Annotated in this window: 9 protein-coding genes; 2 read left to right on the top strand and 7 right to left on the bottom strand. The window is 74.4% G+C overall.

Annotated elements, in window-relative coordinates; translation table 11 throughout:
- Nucleotides 1-152: 152 nt before the first annotated feature.
- From cobA to cobC, 3 genes are read right to left on the bottom strand one after another with little or no spacing between them, the layout of a single operon-like run.
- On the bottom strand, nucleotides 153-1,364 hold the full coding sequence (gene cobA, locus ACQEVU_RS01405; RefSeq protein WP_433319274.1) for a uroporphyrinogen-III C-methyltransferase: 1,212 nt from the start codon (nucleotides 1,362-1,364) through the stop codon (nucleotides 153-155).
- Complete coding sequence (gene cobT, locus ACQEVU_RS01400) at nucleotides 1,361-2,404, bottom strand: nicotinate-nucleotide--dimethylbenzimidazole phosphoribosyltransferase (protein WP_433319272.1); 1,044 nt, start codon at nucleotides 2,402-2,404, stop codon at nucleotides 1,361-1,363. The genes cobA and cobT overlap by 4 nt, the downstream gene beginning before the upstream one ends.
- On the bottom strand, nucleotides 2,398-3,423 hold the full coding sequence (gene cobC, locus ACQEVU_RS01395; RefSeq protein ID WP_433319270.1) for an Rv2231c family pyridoxal phosphate-dependent protein CobC: 1,026 nt from the start codon (nucleotides 3,421-3,423) through the stop codon (nucleotides 2,398-2,400). The genes cobT and cobC overlap by 7 nt, the downstream gene beginning before the upstream one ends.
- A gap of 47 nt (nucleotides 3,424-3,470) precedes the next feature.
- Here cobC and ACQEVU_RS01390 point away from each other — a divergent pair, with 47 nt between their 5' ends.
- Entirely contained in the window at nucleotides 3,471-5,690 is a 2,220-nt protein-coding gene (locus ACQEVU_RS01390; RefSeq protein WP_433319267.1) for a transglycosylase domain-containing protein, read from the top strand.
- A 333-nt stretch (nucleotides 5,691-6,023) separates the two neighbouring features.
- On the opposite strand, the gene ACQEVU_RS01385 is transcribed toward ACQEVU_RS01390, so the two are convergent.
- Both ACQEVU_RS01385 and ACQEVU_RS01380 read right to left on the bottom strand, forming a co-directional pair.
- Nucleotides 6,024-6,599 (bottom strand): GNAT family N-acetyltransferase, encoded by a 576-nt coding sequence (locus ACQEVU_RS01385; protein ID WP_433319264.1) that lies wholly within the window; start codon nucleotides 6,597-6,599, stop codon nucleotides 6,024-6,026.
- On the bottom strand, nucleotides 6,599-10,462 hold the full coding sequence (locus ACQEVU_RS01380; RefSeq protein ID WP_433319261.1) for a cobyrinate a,c-diamide synthase: 3,864 nt from the start codon (nucleotides 10,460-10,462) through the stop codon (nucleotides 6,599-6,601). Before ACQEVU_RS01380 ends, ACQEVU_RS01385 begins: the two co-directional genes overlap by 1 nt.
- Before the next feature lie 90 nt (nucleotides 10,463-10,552).
- On the opposite strand from ACQEVU_RS01380, the gene ACQEVU_RS01375 reads away from it, so the two are divergent.
- Nucleotides 10,553-11,389, top strand: coding sequence for an SURF1 family cytochrome oxidase biogenesis protein (locus ACQEVU_RS01375; RefSeq protein WP_433319259.1), 837 nt, complete (start codon nucleotides 10,553-10,555; stop codon nucleotides 11,387-11,389).
- A gap of 61 nt (nucleotides 11,390-11,450) precedes the next feature.
- Here ACQEVU_RS01375 and ACQEVU_RS01370 read toward each other — a convergent pair whose 3' ends face one another.
- Nucleotides 11,451-12,980 carry an ATP-dependent DNA ligase gene (locus ACQEVU_RS01370; RefSeq protein WP_433319256.1) on the bottom strand — a complete coding sequence of 510 codons (1,530 nt, stop codon included), beginning with the start codon at nucleotides 12,978-12,980 and terminating at the stop codon, nucleotides 11,451-11,453.
- 38 nt (nucleotides 12,981-13,018) lie between these two features.
- Nucleotides 13,019-13,264: a hypothetical protein gene (locus ACQEVU_RS01365; RefSeq protein WP_433319253.1), complete on the bottom strand. Its 246-nt coding sequence runs from the start codon at nucleotides 13,262-13,264 to the stop codon at nucleotides 13,019-13,021.
- Between the last annotated feature and the right edge of the window lie 164 nt (nucleotides 13,265-13,428).

Here is a 13,428-nt window from a genome sequence, read left to right as displayed (position 1 = left end):
CTTTTTCGGGGCGCTTCCTTCGCGGGAGCGCCCCGAACTCTTGCAGCGGATATGTCCGAACACTTCGTGTCCGGACATATCCGATTTTTCGCCCGACGGGGCTTAAAGCGGGTGGGATGCCCGTGCGACCTGGCGTATCGGACAAAAGCCGCTTACTGGACGAGAGCGTCCACCACGGGACCGATCACGATCACGGCCGGCGGGCGCAGGGCCGCCTCCTTGGCCGCGTCCGCGACCGTGGACAGCGTCGCCCGTACCGTGCGCTGATCCCGGGTCGTGCCCTCCTGCAGCACGGCCACCGGCGTGTCCGGCCCTCGCCCGTGCGCCTGCAGCACCGCCGCGATGGCCGGCAGGTTCTTCAACCCCATGAGCACGCAGACGGTACCGCGGAGCCGAGCCAGCGCCGCCCAGTCGACCAGCGACTCGGGGTGGTCCGGCGCCAGGTGCCCCGACACGACGGTGAACTCGTGGGCCACCCCGCGATGGGTCACCGGGATGCCGGCCGAGGAGGGCACCGCGATGGCGCTCGTGACCCCGGGGACAACGATCACCGGAACGCCGGCCGCGGCGCAGGCCAGCACCTCCTCGCCGCCGCGCCCGAAGACGTACGGATCGCCGCCCTTGAGGCGGACCACGAACTTGCCGGCCAGGGCGCGATCGACCAGGACGCGGTTGATCTCCTCCTGGGCCGCGGAGGGCCCGTACGGGATCTTGGACGCGTCGACGAGCTCCACCTCGGGGCGCAGCTCGTCCAGCAGCAGGCCGGCGGCGAGCCGGTCGACGACCACGACATCGGCGGCGGCGAGCAGGCGGCGCCCCCGCACGGTGAGCAGCTCCGGGTCGCCGGGGCCCGAGCCGACCAGCGCGACCGTGCCGGGCCGGGCGTCGGCGGCGGCGGGCCCCGCCGCGTCGAACTCCCCGCTGACCAGCCGCTCCCCGATGGCGTCGCGCACCGCCACCGCGCGGACCGGGTCGCCGCCGGCCAGGACCGCGACGGTGACCGGGCCGTGGCGGGTCACCGCGGGCGTCCAGGCGGTCGCGGCGTGGCGGTCGTCGGCGCGGACGGTGAAGATCCGCCGGGCCGCGGTGACCTCGCTGATCGCCCGGCCCGCCTCCGGGTCGTTCACGGCGACGTGGACCAGCCAGACGTCGTCGACGTCGGCCGGCTCGAAGCGGCGGGCCCGCCACGTGAGGCGGCCCGCGTCGACGTGCGCCCGCAGCGCCGGGGTGATGTGCGGGGAGACGAGCACGATGTCCGCGCCCGCCGCGAGGAGCGCGGGCACGCGCCGGGTGGCGACGGCGCCGCCGCCGACCACCAGGACGCGCAACCCGTCGAGCTGTAAGCCGAGGGGGTAGGGGTTCACTTGTGGGCTACTCCAGCAGAGTCGAAAGTGGCGACTTCGTGCAACACGCGGACAGCACTGGCCACGATCGGCAGCGCCAGTACGGCGCCGGTGCCCTCGCCCAGCCGGAGGCCGAGGTCGACGAGCGGTTCGAGCTCAAGATAGCCGAGGGCGACCGTGGCGCCGGGCTCGGCCGACCGGTGCCCGGCGACCATCGCGCCCGCCGACAGCGGCGACAGCGCGTGGGCGGCGAGCGCGGCCGCGGCGGCGATGACCCCGTCGAGCACGACGGGCACGCGCAGCGCGGCGGCCTTCAGGATGTACCCGGCCAGCGCCGCCTGCTCGAACCCGCCGACCGCGGCCAGCACGTCGATCGGGTCCTCGGCCCGCAGCCCGACGACGGCCGAGGTGACGACGGCGAGCTTGCGGGCGTGGGTCTCGCTGTCGATGCCGGTGCCGAGCCCGGTCACGGCCGCCGGGTCGGCGTGCGTGAACGCGGCGATGAGCGCCGCCGACGGGGTGGTGTTGGCGATGCCCATGTCGCCGGTGAGCAGCGCCCGGGCGCCGCCGGCCACCAGGTCCTCGGCGACCTGCATGCCGACCTCGATCGCGCGGATGGTCTCCTCGCGCGTCATCGCCGGCTCCACGCTGAGGTCGCGCGTGCCGGCCCGCACCTTGCGGTCGAGCAGGCCGTCGGCCGGGTCGAGGGTGGCCTTCACGCCGACGTCCACCACCGTCACGGCCACCCCGGCCTGGCGCGCGAACGCATTCACGACCGCGCCGCCGGCGACGAAGTTCGCCACCATCTGCGCGGTGACCTCCTGCGGCCACGGCGTCACGCCCTGCTCGTGCACGCCGTGGTCGCCGGCGAAGATCGCGAGCGCGGCCGGCTCGGGGATCGGGGGCGGGCAGGCCCCGGCGAGCCCGGCGAGGCGCACGGACAGGGCCTCCAGCGCGCCGAGCGAACCCGTCGGCTTGGTGAGCCGGGCCTGCAGCGCCCGCGCGGCCGCGACGGCCTCGTCGTCCAGCGGCCGGATCGCGGCGATTGTCTCGTTCAGCATGTTGCCCCTCCCAGTACGTTCGACAACACCGCGACGAAAGCGTCACTCGTGGCAGTGTCCCGCACGGCAATACGTAACCAGTCCGGACCCAGTCCCGGGAAGGTTTCGCCACGTCGCACCGCAAACCCCCGCTCGCGCAGCAGCGCGCGCACCCGCTCCCCGCCGGGCACCCTGACCAGCACGAACGAGCTCGCGGGCCGCCCGGCGACGGCCACGCCGGCCCGCTCGAGCGCCGCGACGAGGTGCGCGCGGTCGCCCGCGAGCCGGGTGGCGATCTCACGCTCGGTGTCCACCGCGAGCGGCGAGGCGCACGCGGCCGCGGCGGCCAGCGCCGGCGTGGAGACACTCCACAGTGGAGCGTGCTCGCGCAGCCGGTCGATCAGCTCGGGCGGCCCGAGCACGTAGCCGATCCGCAGCCCCGCCAGCCCCCACGTCTTCGTCAGGCTCCGGATGACCAGCAGCCCCGGCAGGTCGCGGCGCCCGGCCAGCGACTCGGGTTCGCCCGGGATCGTGTCCGCGAACGCCTCGTCCACGACGGTGATCCGCCCGTCACGGGTCAGCGCGGCGACGTCGGCGGCGGGATGCAGCACCGAGGTGGGGTTGGTCGGATTGCCCACCACCACCATGTCTGCTTCATCCGGAATGTCGGCATTCTTGAGTACGAAACCGTCCTCCTCGGAAAGCAGCACTCGCGTCACCGGATGCCCCGCCGTCACCAGCGCCGCCTCGGGCTCGGTGAACTGCGGGTGCACGACGACCGGGCGCACCGGGCGCAGGGCCGGCCCGAGCAGCGTGAACGCCTGCGCGGCGCCCGCGGTCAGCAGGGCCTCCGACGGCGGGCGGCCGTGCCGGGCCGCGATCGCCGCCGTGGCTGAGGAGGGGTCGGGGTAGCGCGCCAGGTCCGCCAACGACGCCGCGATCGGCCCGGTCAGCCAGGCCGGCGGCGCCTCCTGCCGGACGTTGACCGCCAGGTCGACGAGGCCCGGCGCGACCTCCGCATCGCCATGGAACCGCAGCATCAGCCGATCGTCGCGTACGGCGCGGCGATTTGTCCTAGCTTAAGAATGTGATCGCGCGCACGATGCGGCTGACCGGCGGCTTCCTGACGCTCCTGCGGACCGGGCTGCTCGTCGGCCTGGCCGTGGCGGCGCTGATCTATCCGCTCGCCGCCATCAGCGGCACCGGCGCGAAGAAGGGCGCCGATTCCCTGGCCATGCCCCCGGACGCGCTGCGCCAGTCGCTGCCCGCGCAGACGACGCACGTGTACGCCGCCGACGGCACGACCATGCTGGCGCAGTTCTACGAGGAGTACCGCACGTACACCTCGCTGGATTCGATGTCCGTCAACGTGCAGCACGCCATCGTCGCCGCCGAGGACGCGCGCTTCTGGGAGCACCACGGCGTCGACTTCAAGGGCGTCGCCCGCGCGTTCGTGGCCAACCAGAAGGCCGGCGCCGTGTCGCAGGGCGCGTCGACGATCACCATGCAGTACGTCCGCAACGTCCTGCGCGACTCCGCCAGCACCCCGGCGGAGGTCAACGAGGCCACCGAGCAGACCGGCGCGCGCAAGCTGCGCGAGATGAAGCTCGCGATCGAGCTCGAAAAGCACATGAGCAAGAGCGAGATCCTTGAGCGGTACCTCAACGTCGCCTACTTCGGCCATCGCGCCTACGGCATTCACGCCGCTTCCGAGGTGTACTTCTCGAAGAAGCCCGCCGACCTCACCGTCGCCGAGGCGGCGCTGCTGGCCGGCCTCGTGCAGGCGCCGTCGGCCTACGACCCCGCGGGCGCGGACGCCCGGGCGGCCACCGCCCGCCGCGACTACGTCATCGACCGGATGGTCGACCTCAAGTACCTGAGCGCGCCCGACGCCGCCGCCGCGCACGCGTCGCCGATCGCGCTGAAGCTCACCGAGCCGCCGAACGACTGCCTCGCCACCCAGCCCGGCTGGGGCTTCTTCTGCTCGATGCTGCGCACCTGGTGGACGAGCCAGCCCGCGTTCGGCGCCACCACCAACGAGCGCCTCGACAAGCTGCGCCGCGGCGGGTACAACATCGTGACCTCGCTCGACCCCCGCGTCCAGGAGATCGCGCAGCAGCAGATCCTCAAGCGGGAGAAGGCCCGCAGCCCGTACGCCCTGGGCCAGGTCGCGATCGAGCCCGGCACGGGCCGGATCCGGGCGATGGCGGTCAACCGGGTGTACTCCCTCGACCGCGCCAGCAACGGCCCGCACTCCGACCCGAGGCAGCGCAAGCGCCTGCGCGGCAACTACCCGAACACGGTCAACCCGCTGCTGGGCGGCGGCGACATGGCCGGCTACCAGGCCGGTTCGACGTTCAAGATGTTCACCATGCTGGCCGCCCTGGAGCAGGGCCTGCCCCTGTCGACCGCGATCTACGCCCCGAAGACCTTCCAGTCGAAGTACAAGACGGGCCGCGACAGCCCCGCCCACTGCGGCAACGACTCCTGGTGCCCGTCCAACGCCTCCGACGCGATGACCGGCCGCCAGACGATGTGGTCGGGCTTCGGAAAATCCGTCAACACGTACTTCGTCCAGCTCGAACAGCGCGTCGGCGCCGACTCGGCGGTCCGCATGGCCGAGCGCCTGGGCCTGCAGTGGCGCACGAACATCGACAAGCTGCAGGCCTCCCCCGCCAAGGCCCGCGGCTGGGGCGCCTTCACCCTGGGCGTCGCCGACACCACGCCCCTGGAGATGGCCGGCGCCTTCGCCACCGTCGTCGCCGACGGCGTACATTGCGAGCCCATCCCGGTCGAGTCGATCACCGACGCCGACGGCAACCCCGCGCGGGACGACAAGGGCGTCGAGGTGGCGAAGCCCCGCTGCTCCCAGGTCGTCTCCGCCGACGTGGCCCGCGGCGCCGTGGACGCCGCCCGCTGCGTCACGGGCTACCGCGCCGCCACGGGCGACTGCGGCGGCTGGTCGACGGCCCCGCGCGTGTACTCCACGGTCCACCGCCCGGTCGCCGGCAAGTCCGGCACGACCGACGACGACCGCTCCGCGTGGTTCGTGGGCATGACCCCCACCTTGACGATCGCCGGTTTCATCGCCGACCCCGACAACCCGCTGCACCACGTGGGCAGCGGCAACGCCGGCAAGCCCCGCGAGGCGGTGGCCGAAACCCTGCGCGACGCCTTGGCCGGCGCCCCGGTCCGGGACTTCGTGGCCCCCAGCGCCGCCATCACCGGCAAACCGGCGCCGAAGCCCCGCACCCGCACCACCCACGCGAAGCCCACAACGCCCGCACCGGTCTCCCAGCGCCACTGACTCCACGGCCCCGAGACCCGTCCCACGCCGGACGGACTGCGTCCGGCCGCGGGGCCCCGAACGCCCACGCCGCGTCAGCCCCACTCGCACCGCGCATGCGCCGCCCCCGCGGCCGGACGCAGCCAGGTGTAGGCGCCCGAATTCTGCGGCCCGCACGCCCGGCCCGATCGCGCGGCCGGCACCGCACCCACTGCCCGAGCCGACGACCACCACCCGCGGCCCGCGTAGCCGCCCAACGCCGGCCCCAGCTTGACGTGTTCCGCCCAGCACGCGTCAGCGACCTCGACCCCAGACCCGCCGCCCGGCCGCCAACGCGACGGACCGATCGTCGGCTCAGCGGATGTCGGACGGCAGCAACGACCAGCTCTCAAGGTCGACCCGCCCACTGGCCAGCGACCCCGCGTTGCGCAACAGCCCTTCGTACGTGAACCCCGCCTTCTCCGCCACCCGCCGCGACGCCACATTCCCGGGCGCGACGCGAAGCTCGATGCGCTGAAACCGATGCTCAAGCAACAACGACAGCGCCAGCACGTCGACGGCCTCGGGCGCCACGCCGTAGCCCCGAGCATCGGCCGCGACCGCGTACGCAATCTCGGTCGACCGCGTCAGCCAGTCCGTGTTCTTCGTCCACAGGCACCCGACGAGCCGCTCGTCCTCCCGCCGCACGATCCCGTAGTGATCGCCGGCCCCACTGTCGCGCCGTTCGACCGCGAGCTCGGTGCACCACGCGTACCCGTCGAACTCTCCCAGCTCATCCTGCGCCACCGGCAGCCACCGCCGCACGAGCCGATCCGCGAAGATCTCCGCGACCCGCTTGTCGTCGTCGGCACACAGCGGCCGCACGGTAAGCCGCGGCGTCTCCACCATCAGCGTCGGGAAGCGTCGCAGCGCCACCGACCACGTGGACATCAGGCCGCCTCGCTCGAGCCACCGGCCGGCGGCTTCCCGCCACCGTTCCCGTCCTCGTCAGCCTCTCCGGCGCCCTCGGCAACCACCGACCCCGCGCCGCCCTCACCGGACGACCCCGAGTCGGCACCAGCGGCCCCTGCGAACGAAGCCCCGGCACTCCCGGCACCCGACGCCCCTGAGTCGACCCCAGCGGTTCCCGGGAACGAAGCCCCGGCACTCCCGGCACCCGACGCCCCTGAGTCGACCCCAGCGGTCCCTGCGAACGAAGCCCCGGCACTCCCGGCACCCGACGACCCCGAGTCGACCCCAGCGGTCCCCGCGAACGAAGCCCCGGCACTCCCGGCGCCCGGCGATCCGGCGACGGTCCCAGCGACTCCCGCGAACGACGAGCCGGAGTCACCGGCACCCGGCGACCCGGCGGCTCCGCCGAACAATGAACTGGCCGGACCGGCGGCCGGCGGCGCGGAAATGGCGCCGGGCACGGACGGATCGGACGGAGATCCAGAAACAGGCGTAGAAGGCACGGAACCGGACACTACCGAACCGGGCGGCCCGGACACCGGCGCCGACACGGGCGCGGCCGGAATGGACGCGCTTCCGACAGAACTCCCGCTCGACGGCGGCGCCGAAACGGGCGGCGCGGACACGGGCGCCTGCTCGGCGACCTCGGCCCCGGCCCGCCCCGCCGACGCATACGACCCGGAGCCCGGCTCCTCGCCGGCCCCGGCGAGCTGCGAGTCGGCCGCCGGCATCGCCGTCACCCCGCTCGGCGCGGCGGACACCGGCGCGCTGGGGCGCGGCATCGGCGCCGACGACACGGGCATGGCGGCCGAGGTGGCCGGCCCCTCGCCGCCGCCCCGCTCACCCCCGCCCGGAGACGGCGAACCGAGCGGCGATTCGGACTGGACCGGCACGGAGGGCACGAGGTTGAGGACGGTCGTCGGCACAACCCCAGACGATGGCAGGCCCGAGCCGGTCGCGGGCCCGTTCTGCGCGGAAGGCACCCCAACGCTCGCCTCATCCGTCTCGGTGACCGGACTGTCACCGGCGGCACCGCTGGTGGCGAGCCCGGGCAGCACCGTCGTCGCCTCGTCGTCACCCTCACGGGCGGACCAGGGCCCCGACGTCACGAGCCCCGCCGCCGGCAGCCCACCCCCGGACCGCCCGCCCGCGGCGTCGTCCTCACCATCCGACAAGCCCGATGAGTCCGGCCAGTCGGCCACGAACGACAAATCCGACCCATTGGACGAACCGCCCCCGGGCGCCGAGTCGCCGTCCGCATCCGCCACGGTCCCGGAATCACCGGCGCCCGAGGCAGCCGCGCCGGAGCCATCGGTCGCCGCAACGGGAGCCGGAGCCGCCGACACCGACGCGGCAGAAACCGACGCCGACGACACCGGAGCGGCCGCGGACACGTCGGAGGCCCCGGAGCCCGCGGGCGCCGCCGACACGGGCAGCGAGGACACCGGCGCCGCCGGCCCCGACATGGACGCAAGCCGCCCGGACGAGTTCGACTCACCGGACGACGACTCGTCGGAGCCGCCCGGCGCCAGGACGGACGACGAGGGCAGCGCGGAGGCCGACGGCGAGGCCGCGGAGCTGAACGGCATCGGGACCGGCGCCGACGAAACAGGCGCCGAGGAGACCGGCGACGAAGAAACCGGCGACGAAGAAACCGGCGACGAAGAAACCGCCGACGAAGAAACCGGCGACGAAGAAACCGCCGACGGAGCGACCGCCGACGAAGAGGCCGGTGAGGAGACCGGCGACGAAGCGACCGCGGACGAAGAGACCGCCGGCGAGGAGACCGGCGACGACGGGCCGGGCGAGGACGACGGCGGGGTCGACGAGGACGGCCCCGACGACAGCCCGGACGGCCCGGGGCCGCCGGGCGAGGTCCACGGGGTCGGCATCGCCGGCCCGAGCGCCGGCCCGAACGGCGACGACGCCCCGGGCGAAACCGGCGCGGAAGCGGGCGGCTCGACGCTCCCGGCCGCGGGAACGGAAGACGTCCCGACCGCCACCCCGGACACCGACGCCGAACCGACGGCGGCCGAGCTGACCGAAGCCGTGCCGAAGGCGGCCGTACCGGAGGCCCTGGAGCCCGGGGCGGAAGAACTCGACGCGGCCGGAGCTGAGACGGAGGCGGACGGACCGGCGGGCGCCGAGACGGACGCGGCCGGGGCCGAGACCGAGGAGGCGGCCGGGCTCGAAGCGGGCGCGGCGGCGATCGAGCCCGGGCCGCCCGGGCTCGCCAGGATCGAGCCGGGGATCGCCGTGCCGGGCAGGCGCGGCGGGGGCGGCGGCTCGGGCGTGGTGTATTCGGAGGCGTAGCTCGGGGTGCCGGGCGCCGGCGCGGCCGTCACCGGGGCCGCGGTCACCGGCGCCGTCGGGAAGGTCATGACCGGCACGGACGGCCGGCCATACGGGCTGGTCGACGGCGTGCTCCACTGCCCCGGCGCCGGGGCGGCGGTCGCGCCCGCGGCGGCGACGAAGCGCGACGCGATCGACGGGGTGCCGGCCCAGTGCAGGCCCAGGTAGGAGGCGTGGACGCCGCGCTGCACGAAGCCCTCGGCCGGGCCGCCGGCCCAGGTCCAGGCGGCTTGGAGGCCGGCCCGCGGGCTGATGCTCGTGCGGTGCATCTTGTGGCCGATGACCTGCGCGCCGACGGGCAGCAGGACCGAGGAGGAGCGGGCGGTGGCCTCCCGGTAGCCGAGGACCACGAGGTCGGTCTCGCGGGCCGAGGCGTCCACCACGCCGCACATCGGGCGGCCGTTGTAGTCGCGGCACAGCCAGACCAGGCCCGTGCCCTCGGCGGCGATCGGCTTGCCGGCCGCGGCGTGTGCGGCGACGGCGGAGCGCAGCCGGCCGTTGAACGTGAGCTCCTCGGCGTAGGACTCCGGGAGGGCGGCGCCGATGACCAGGCCGTCGACCCCGGTCGGCAGGGCCTCGTCGCGCAGCGGGTCGAACGGCACGACCTCCGCGCCGGCGGCCGCGAGCAGTTCGGCGGTCTCCGGGTAGGCGAAGGCGACGCCGATGAGCGGGCGGCGGCCGATGCGGGTGGCGGCGAGCGAGGACAGGGCCGCGTCGCTCGCGCCGGCCTCGGCGATCTCGGCCTCCGCGCTCCACGGGTCGGAGGTCAGGCGGGGCGCGGAGCGGGCCAGCGCCATGGTGCGGTCGATGTCGACGGCGCCGGCGATGACCTCGCCGAGGCGGCGCACGGCCCGCACCGCGTCGATGTTGTGGTGCACGACCGGGGCGACGCCGTGGTGGCGGGAGGGCAGCGGGGCCCCGGCGTCGCCGGCGTCGGTGAGGGCGTGGCGGCGCAGGGCGCCGAGCACCGGCACGCCGATGTCGTCGAGCGCCTCGCGCAGCAGCTGCTCGTGGCGGCTGGAGGCGACCCGGTTGAGGATGACGCCGCCGAGCCAGAGCAGCTCGTCGTAGGCGCGGAAGCCGTGCACGAGCGCGGCGACCGACTGGCCCATCGCGCCGACGTCGACGACCAGGATGACCGGGGCGCGCAGCAGGCCGGAGATCTGCGCGGTGGACTCGCTGTCGGTGCGCCCGGCGAGCCCGTCGAACAGGCCCATCGTGCCCTCGACCACGGCGATGTCGAGCGAGCCGGCGCCGTGCGCGAACAGGGGCCCCATCCGCTTGGCCCCGACCATGCGCGGGTCGAGGTTGCGGCCGGGGCGGCCGGCGGCCAGGCCAAGATAGGCGGCGTCGACGTGGTCCGGCCCGATCTTGAACCCGGCGGCCCGATAGCCGCGTGCCGACAACGCCGCGAGCAGGCCGACCGAGATCGCCGTCTTCCCGTGACCCGACGACGGCGCGCTGATCACCAGCCGCGGAATCGTGCTCATGTGTTCCTCCGGCGCTGAGGCATACGTGTGTCCCGGACGATACCGAACGGGCGCCACCCCGACCGTCCGGAAGAGGACGGGATACCGTGCATGGTTGTGTACCGGTTTCTCGCGACGTCCCGCTGGCTCGGCTATGCCGCGCTGACGGTGGCCGCGGCGACCGTCATGGTGCTGCTCGGCCTGTGGCAGCTCGACCGCTACCACCAGCGGGCGGAGATCAACGCCCGCATCGACGCCGGCACCACGGCGACGCCCGTGCCCCTGACCTCGGTGATCGGCGCCCCCACCGGCGGCGCCGGGACGGTCGGGCCGCAGCCCGCCGAGCACCTTGAGTGGACGCGGGTGACGGTGTCCGGCCGCTACGACGCGGCCCACGAGATCCTCGTGCGCGGGCGCACCGTCGAGGGCGCGGTCGGCTTCGAGGTGCTCACGCCGCTGGTGCTCAGCGACGGCACGGCGGTGCTGGTCGACCGCGGCTGGGTGCGCCCGGCGGCCTCCGGGGCGCTCACCGCGCCCGAGGTGCCCGCAGCGCCCGCGGGCAGCGTGACGGTGGCCGGCCGCCTGCTGCCGCCGGAGAGCCGGGGCGGGCGGCCGCAGGAGGTCAACGGCCGCGCGGAGATCCGCCGCATCACACCGTCGGCGATCGCTCCCGCGGTCCCCTACGCCCTCTTCGACGCCTACGTGAGCTCCGACCAGCCCGCCGGCGGCTTCACCGCCGTCCCGGCCGAGAAGCAGAACGCCCTGCAGAACGCCGGCTACGTCCTGCAGTGGTGGCTCTTCGCCGCGATGACCCTCTACGGCTTCGTCTACCTGGCCCGCCGCGAGGCCCGCGGCCCGGCGCCGGCGAGCCTCCTCGACGAGGAGAGCGATGAACCGGAGCCCGCTCATGCCGACACCTCCGCTTCGCTTCCGCAGCGGCGGGAGTAACGGCTGAGCCCATGGCGAGCGGCGCCGGCTCCGAGCCGGGCGCCGCCTCGTCTCGGACCGCTCACGGCATGCCCTTGTGAATCGCGCGGACCGTGTCGATCGTGTCCGCCTCTTCCGGGCGCTTGTCCTCCCGATACCGCAACACCCGCGCGAACCGCAGCGCCACCCCGCCCGGATAGCGCGGCGAGGTCTGCACACCGTCGAAGGCGATCTCGACGACCAGCTCGGGCCGCACCCGCACGACCCACTCGGACTCCTCGACGGCAAGGGCCTGCAGTCGCTCGGTCTGCCAGCGCAGCATTTCGTCGGTCATGCCCTTGAACGTCTTGCCGAGCATCACGAATCCGCCGGTCTGCGGGTCGCGGGCGCCCAGGTGGAGGTTGGACAGCCAGCCGCGGCGCCGGCCGTGACCCCGCTCGACGGCGAGCACGACCAGGTCGAGCGTGTGCCGGGGTTTGACCTTGACCCACGCGGCGCCGCGGCGGCCCACGTCGTAGGGCGCGGCGGCCGACTTGATCACCAGACCCTCGTGGCTCTCGGCGACCGCGCGGGCGAACGCCTCCTCCGCCGCCTCGGGCGTGTCGAGCATGGTGCGCCCGACCCGCAGGGCCGGCGGCACGACCCGCTCCAGCGCCGCCCAGCGCGTCGCGGCCGGCTCGTCGAGCAGGTCGGCGCCGTCCAGGTGGAGGATGTCGAAGAAGAACGGATGCAGGATCGACACCCCGTCGCGGCGCGCGGCGCGGCTGGCGGTCTCCTGGAACGGGATGGCCCGGCCGCTGTCCGGGTCGACGCCGACCGCCTCGCCGTCGAGCACCACCGAGGTCACGTCGAGCGCGGCGACGGCGGCGACCACGCCCGGCACGCGCGCGGTGATGTCGTCGAGGCTGCGGCTATACACCGAGACAACTTCCCCGTCCCGATGCACCTGGATGCGCACCCCGTCGATCTTGATGTCGGCGGCGGCCGGCACCCCGGTGGCGGCGAGGGCCTCGGTGGCATTGGGCGCGCTCGAGGCGAGCATCGGCGAGAGCGGCCGGCCGACGGTGAGGCGATAGGCGTCGAGGGCCTCGGCCCCGCCGAGCAGCGCGTCGACCGCGACTGCCTTGAGGTCGCCGGCGAGCAGCAGGGCCCGGCGGATCGTGGCGAGGGGCAGTCCGGCGGCCCGGGCCAGCGCGTCGGCCAGCAGCCCGGCCTGGGCGCCCTGGCGCAGCTCGCCGCTGAGCAGCCCGACCAGCAGACGGCGCTCGGCATCGGTGGCGGCGCCGAACAGGGCGGCGACCTCGGCCTTGCGGGCGGCCTGCGAGCCCTTGCCGGACAGCTCCGACATGCGCTGGAACGCGATGTCGACGTCGGCGACGCTCAGCGAGGCCTCGGCGGCGGGCGGCGGCAGGTCGCGGAGGCTCGCGTAGCCGACCCCGGTCTGGCGCTGGCGCAGCTCACCGGCGAGGTAACCGGCCCCGGCCGACACGGTGCGCTCGTCGCCGGACTCGGCCAGACCCCGCAGCGCGGCGGCGAGCAGCTCGATCTTGGCGTTGCGCGCCGGCGTGGCGGCCACCGCCCTCGACACCCCGGCCAGGTCCTCGAATCGCATACCCCGGATTCTGCCTCCGGGGTACGACAAAAACCGGCTCAGGCGTAAGCGCGCGCGTATGCCTGGCGGATCGCGTCGAGCACCCAGCCCATCCGGCTCACCGCGGTGTCGGGGTGCTCGCCGAACTCGTGCGCGACCAGCGCCGCGCAACCGCGCGGCCCGTGCCGGCGGACGCTCAACATGACCGCCCGGCGGACGCGGTCGGTGTCGAGCGCCTCGGATGACTGCACGTCCGACACGAAGAGCGCTTCGGCGCGGACGTGTTCGAGAAGCTGTGGCGTCATGACTTGCTCCCTTCGCCTCAACCAAGGACACGCTCCCGCCAGAGCACCGCCGTGTCCTTCAGGTTGCAGACAGGGTTGGATCGCACCGCCGACACCTACGCCGCCGGTGTGACATGGAGAACTGTGGATCATCTGACTCGGGGGCGAAATTCGCCCACGGATGA

Origin of the sequence: Dactylosporangium sp. CA-139066 (assembly GCF_050936175.1) — a bacterium.
GTDB lineage: Bacteria > Actinomycetota > Actinomycetes > Mycobacteriales > Micromonosporaceae > Dactylosporangium.
Note: the sequence above shows the minus strand (reverse complement) of the source record. Positions and strands in the feature narration are given on the sequence as shown.

Bases quoted from the DNA above. Each gene is read 5' to 3' on its own strand.
- cobT (WP_433319272.1), bottom strand. From the start codon at position 2,404: ATGCTGAACGAGACAATCGCCGCGATCCGGCCGCTGGACGACGAGGCC.
- cobC (WP_433319270.1), bottom strand. From the start codon at position 3,423: ATGCTGCGGTTCCATGGCGATGCGGAGGTCGCGCCGGGCCTCGTCGAC.
- ACQEVU_RS01385 (WP_433319264.1), bottom strand. From the start codon at position 6,599: ATGTCCACGTGGTCGGTGGCGCTGCGACGCTTCCCGACGCTGATGGTG.
- ACQEVU_RS01380 (WP_433319261.1), bottom strand. From the start codon at position 10,462: ATGAGCACGATTCCGCGGCTGGTGATCAGCGCGCCGTCGTCGGGTCAC.
- ACQEVU_RS01375 (WP_433319259.1), top strand. From the start codon at position 10,553: ATGGTTGTGTACCGGTTTCTCGCGACGTCCCGCTGGCTCGGCTATGCC.
- ACQEVU_RS01370 (WP_433319256.1), bottom strand. From the start codon at position 12,980: ATGCGATTCGAGGACCTGGCCGGGGTGTCGAGGGCGGTGGCCGCCACG.
- ACQEVU_RS01365 (WP_433319253.1), bottom strand. From the start codon at position 13,264: ATGACGCCACAGCTTCTCGAACACGTCCGCGCCGAAGCGCTCTTCGTG.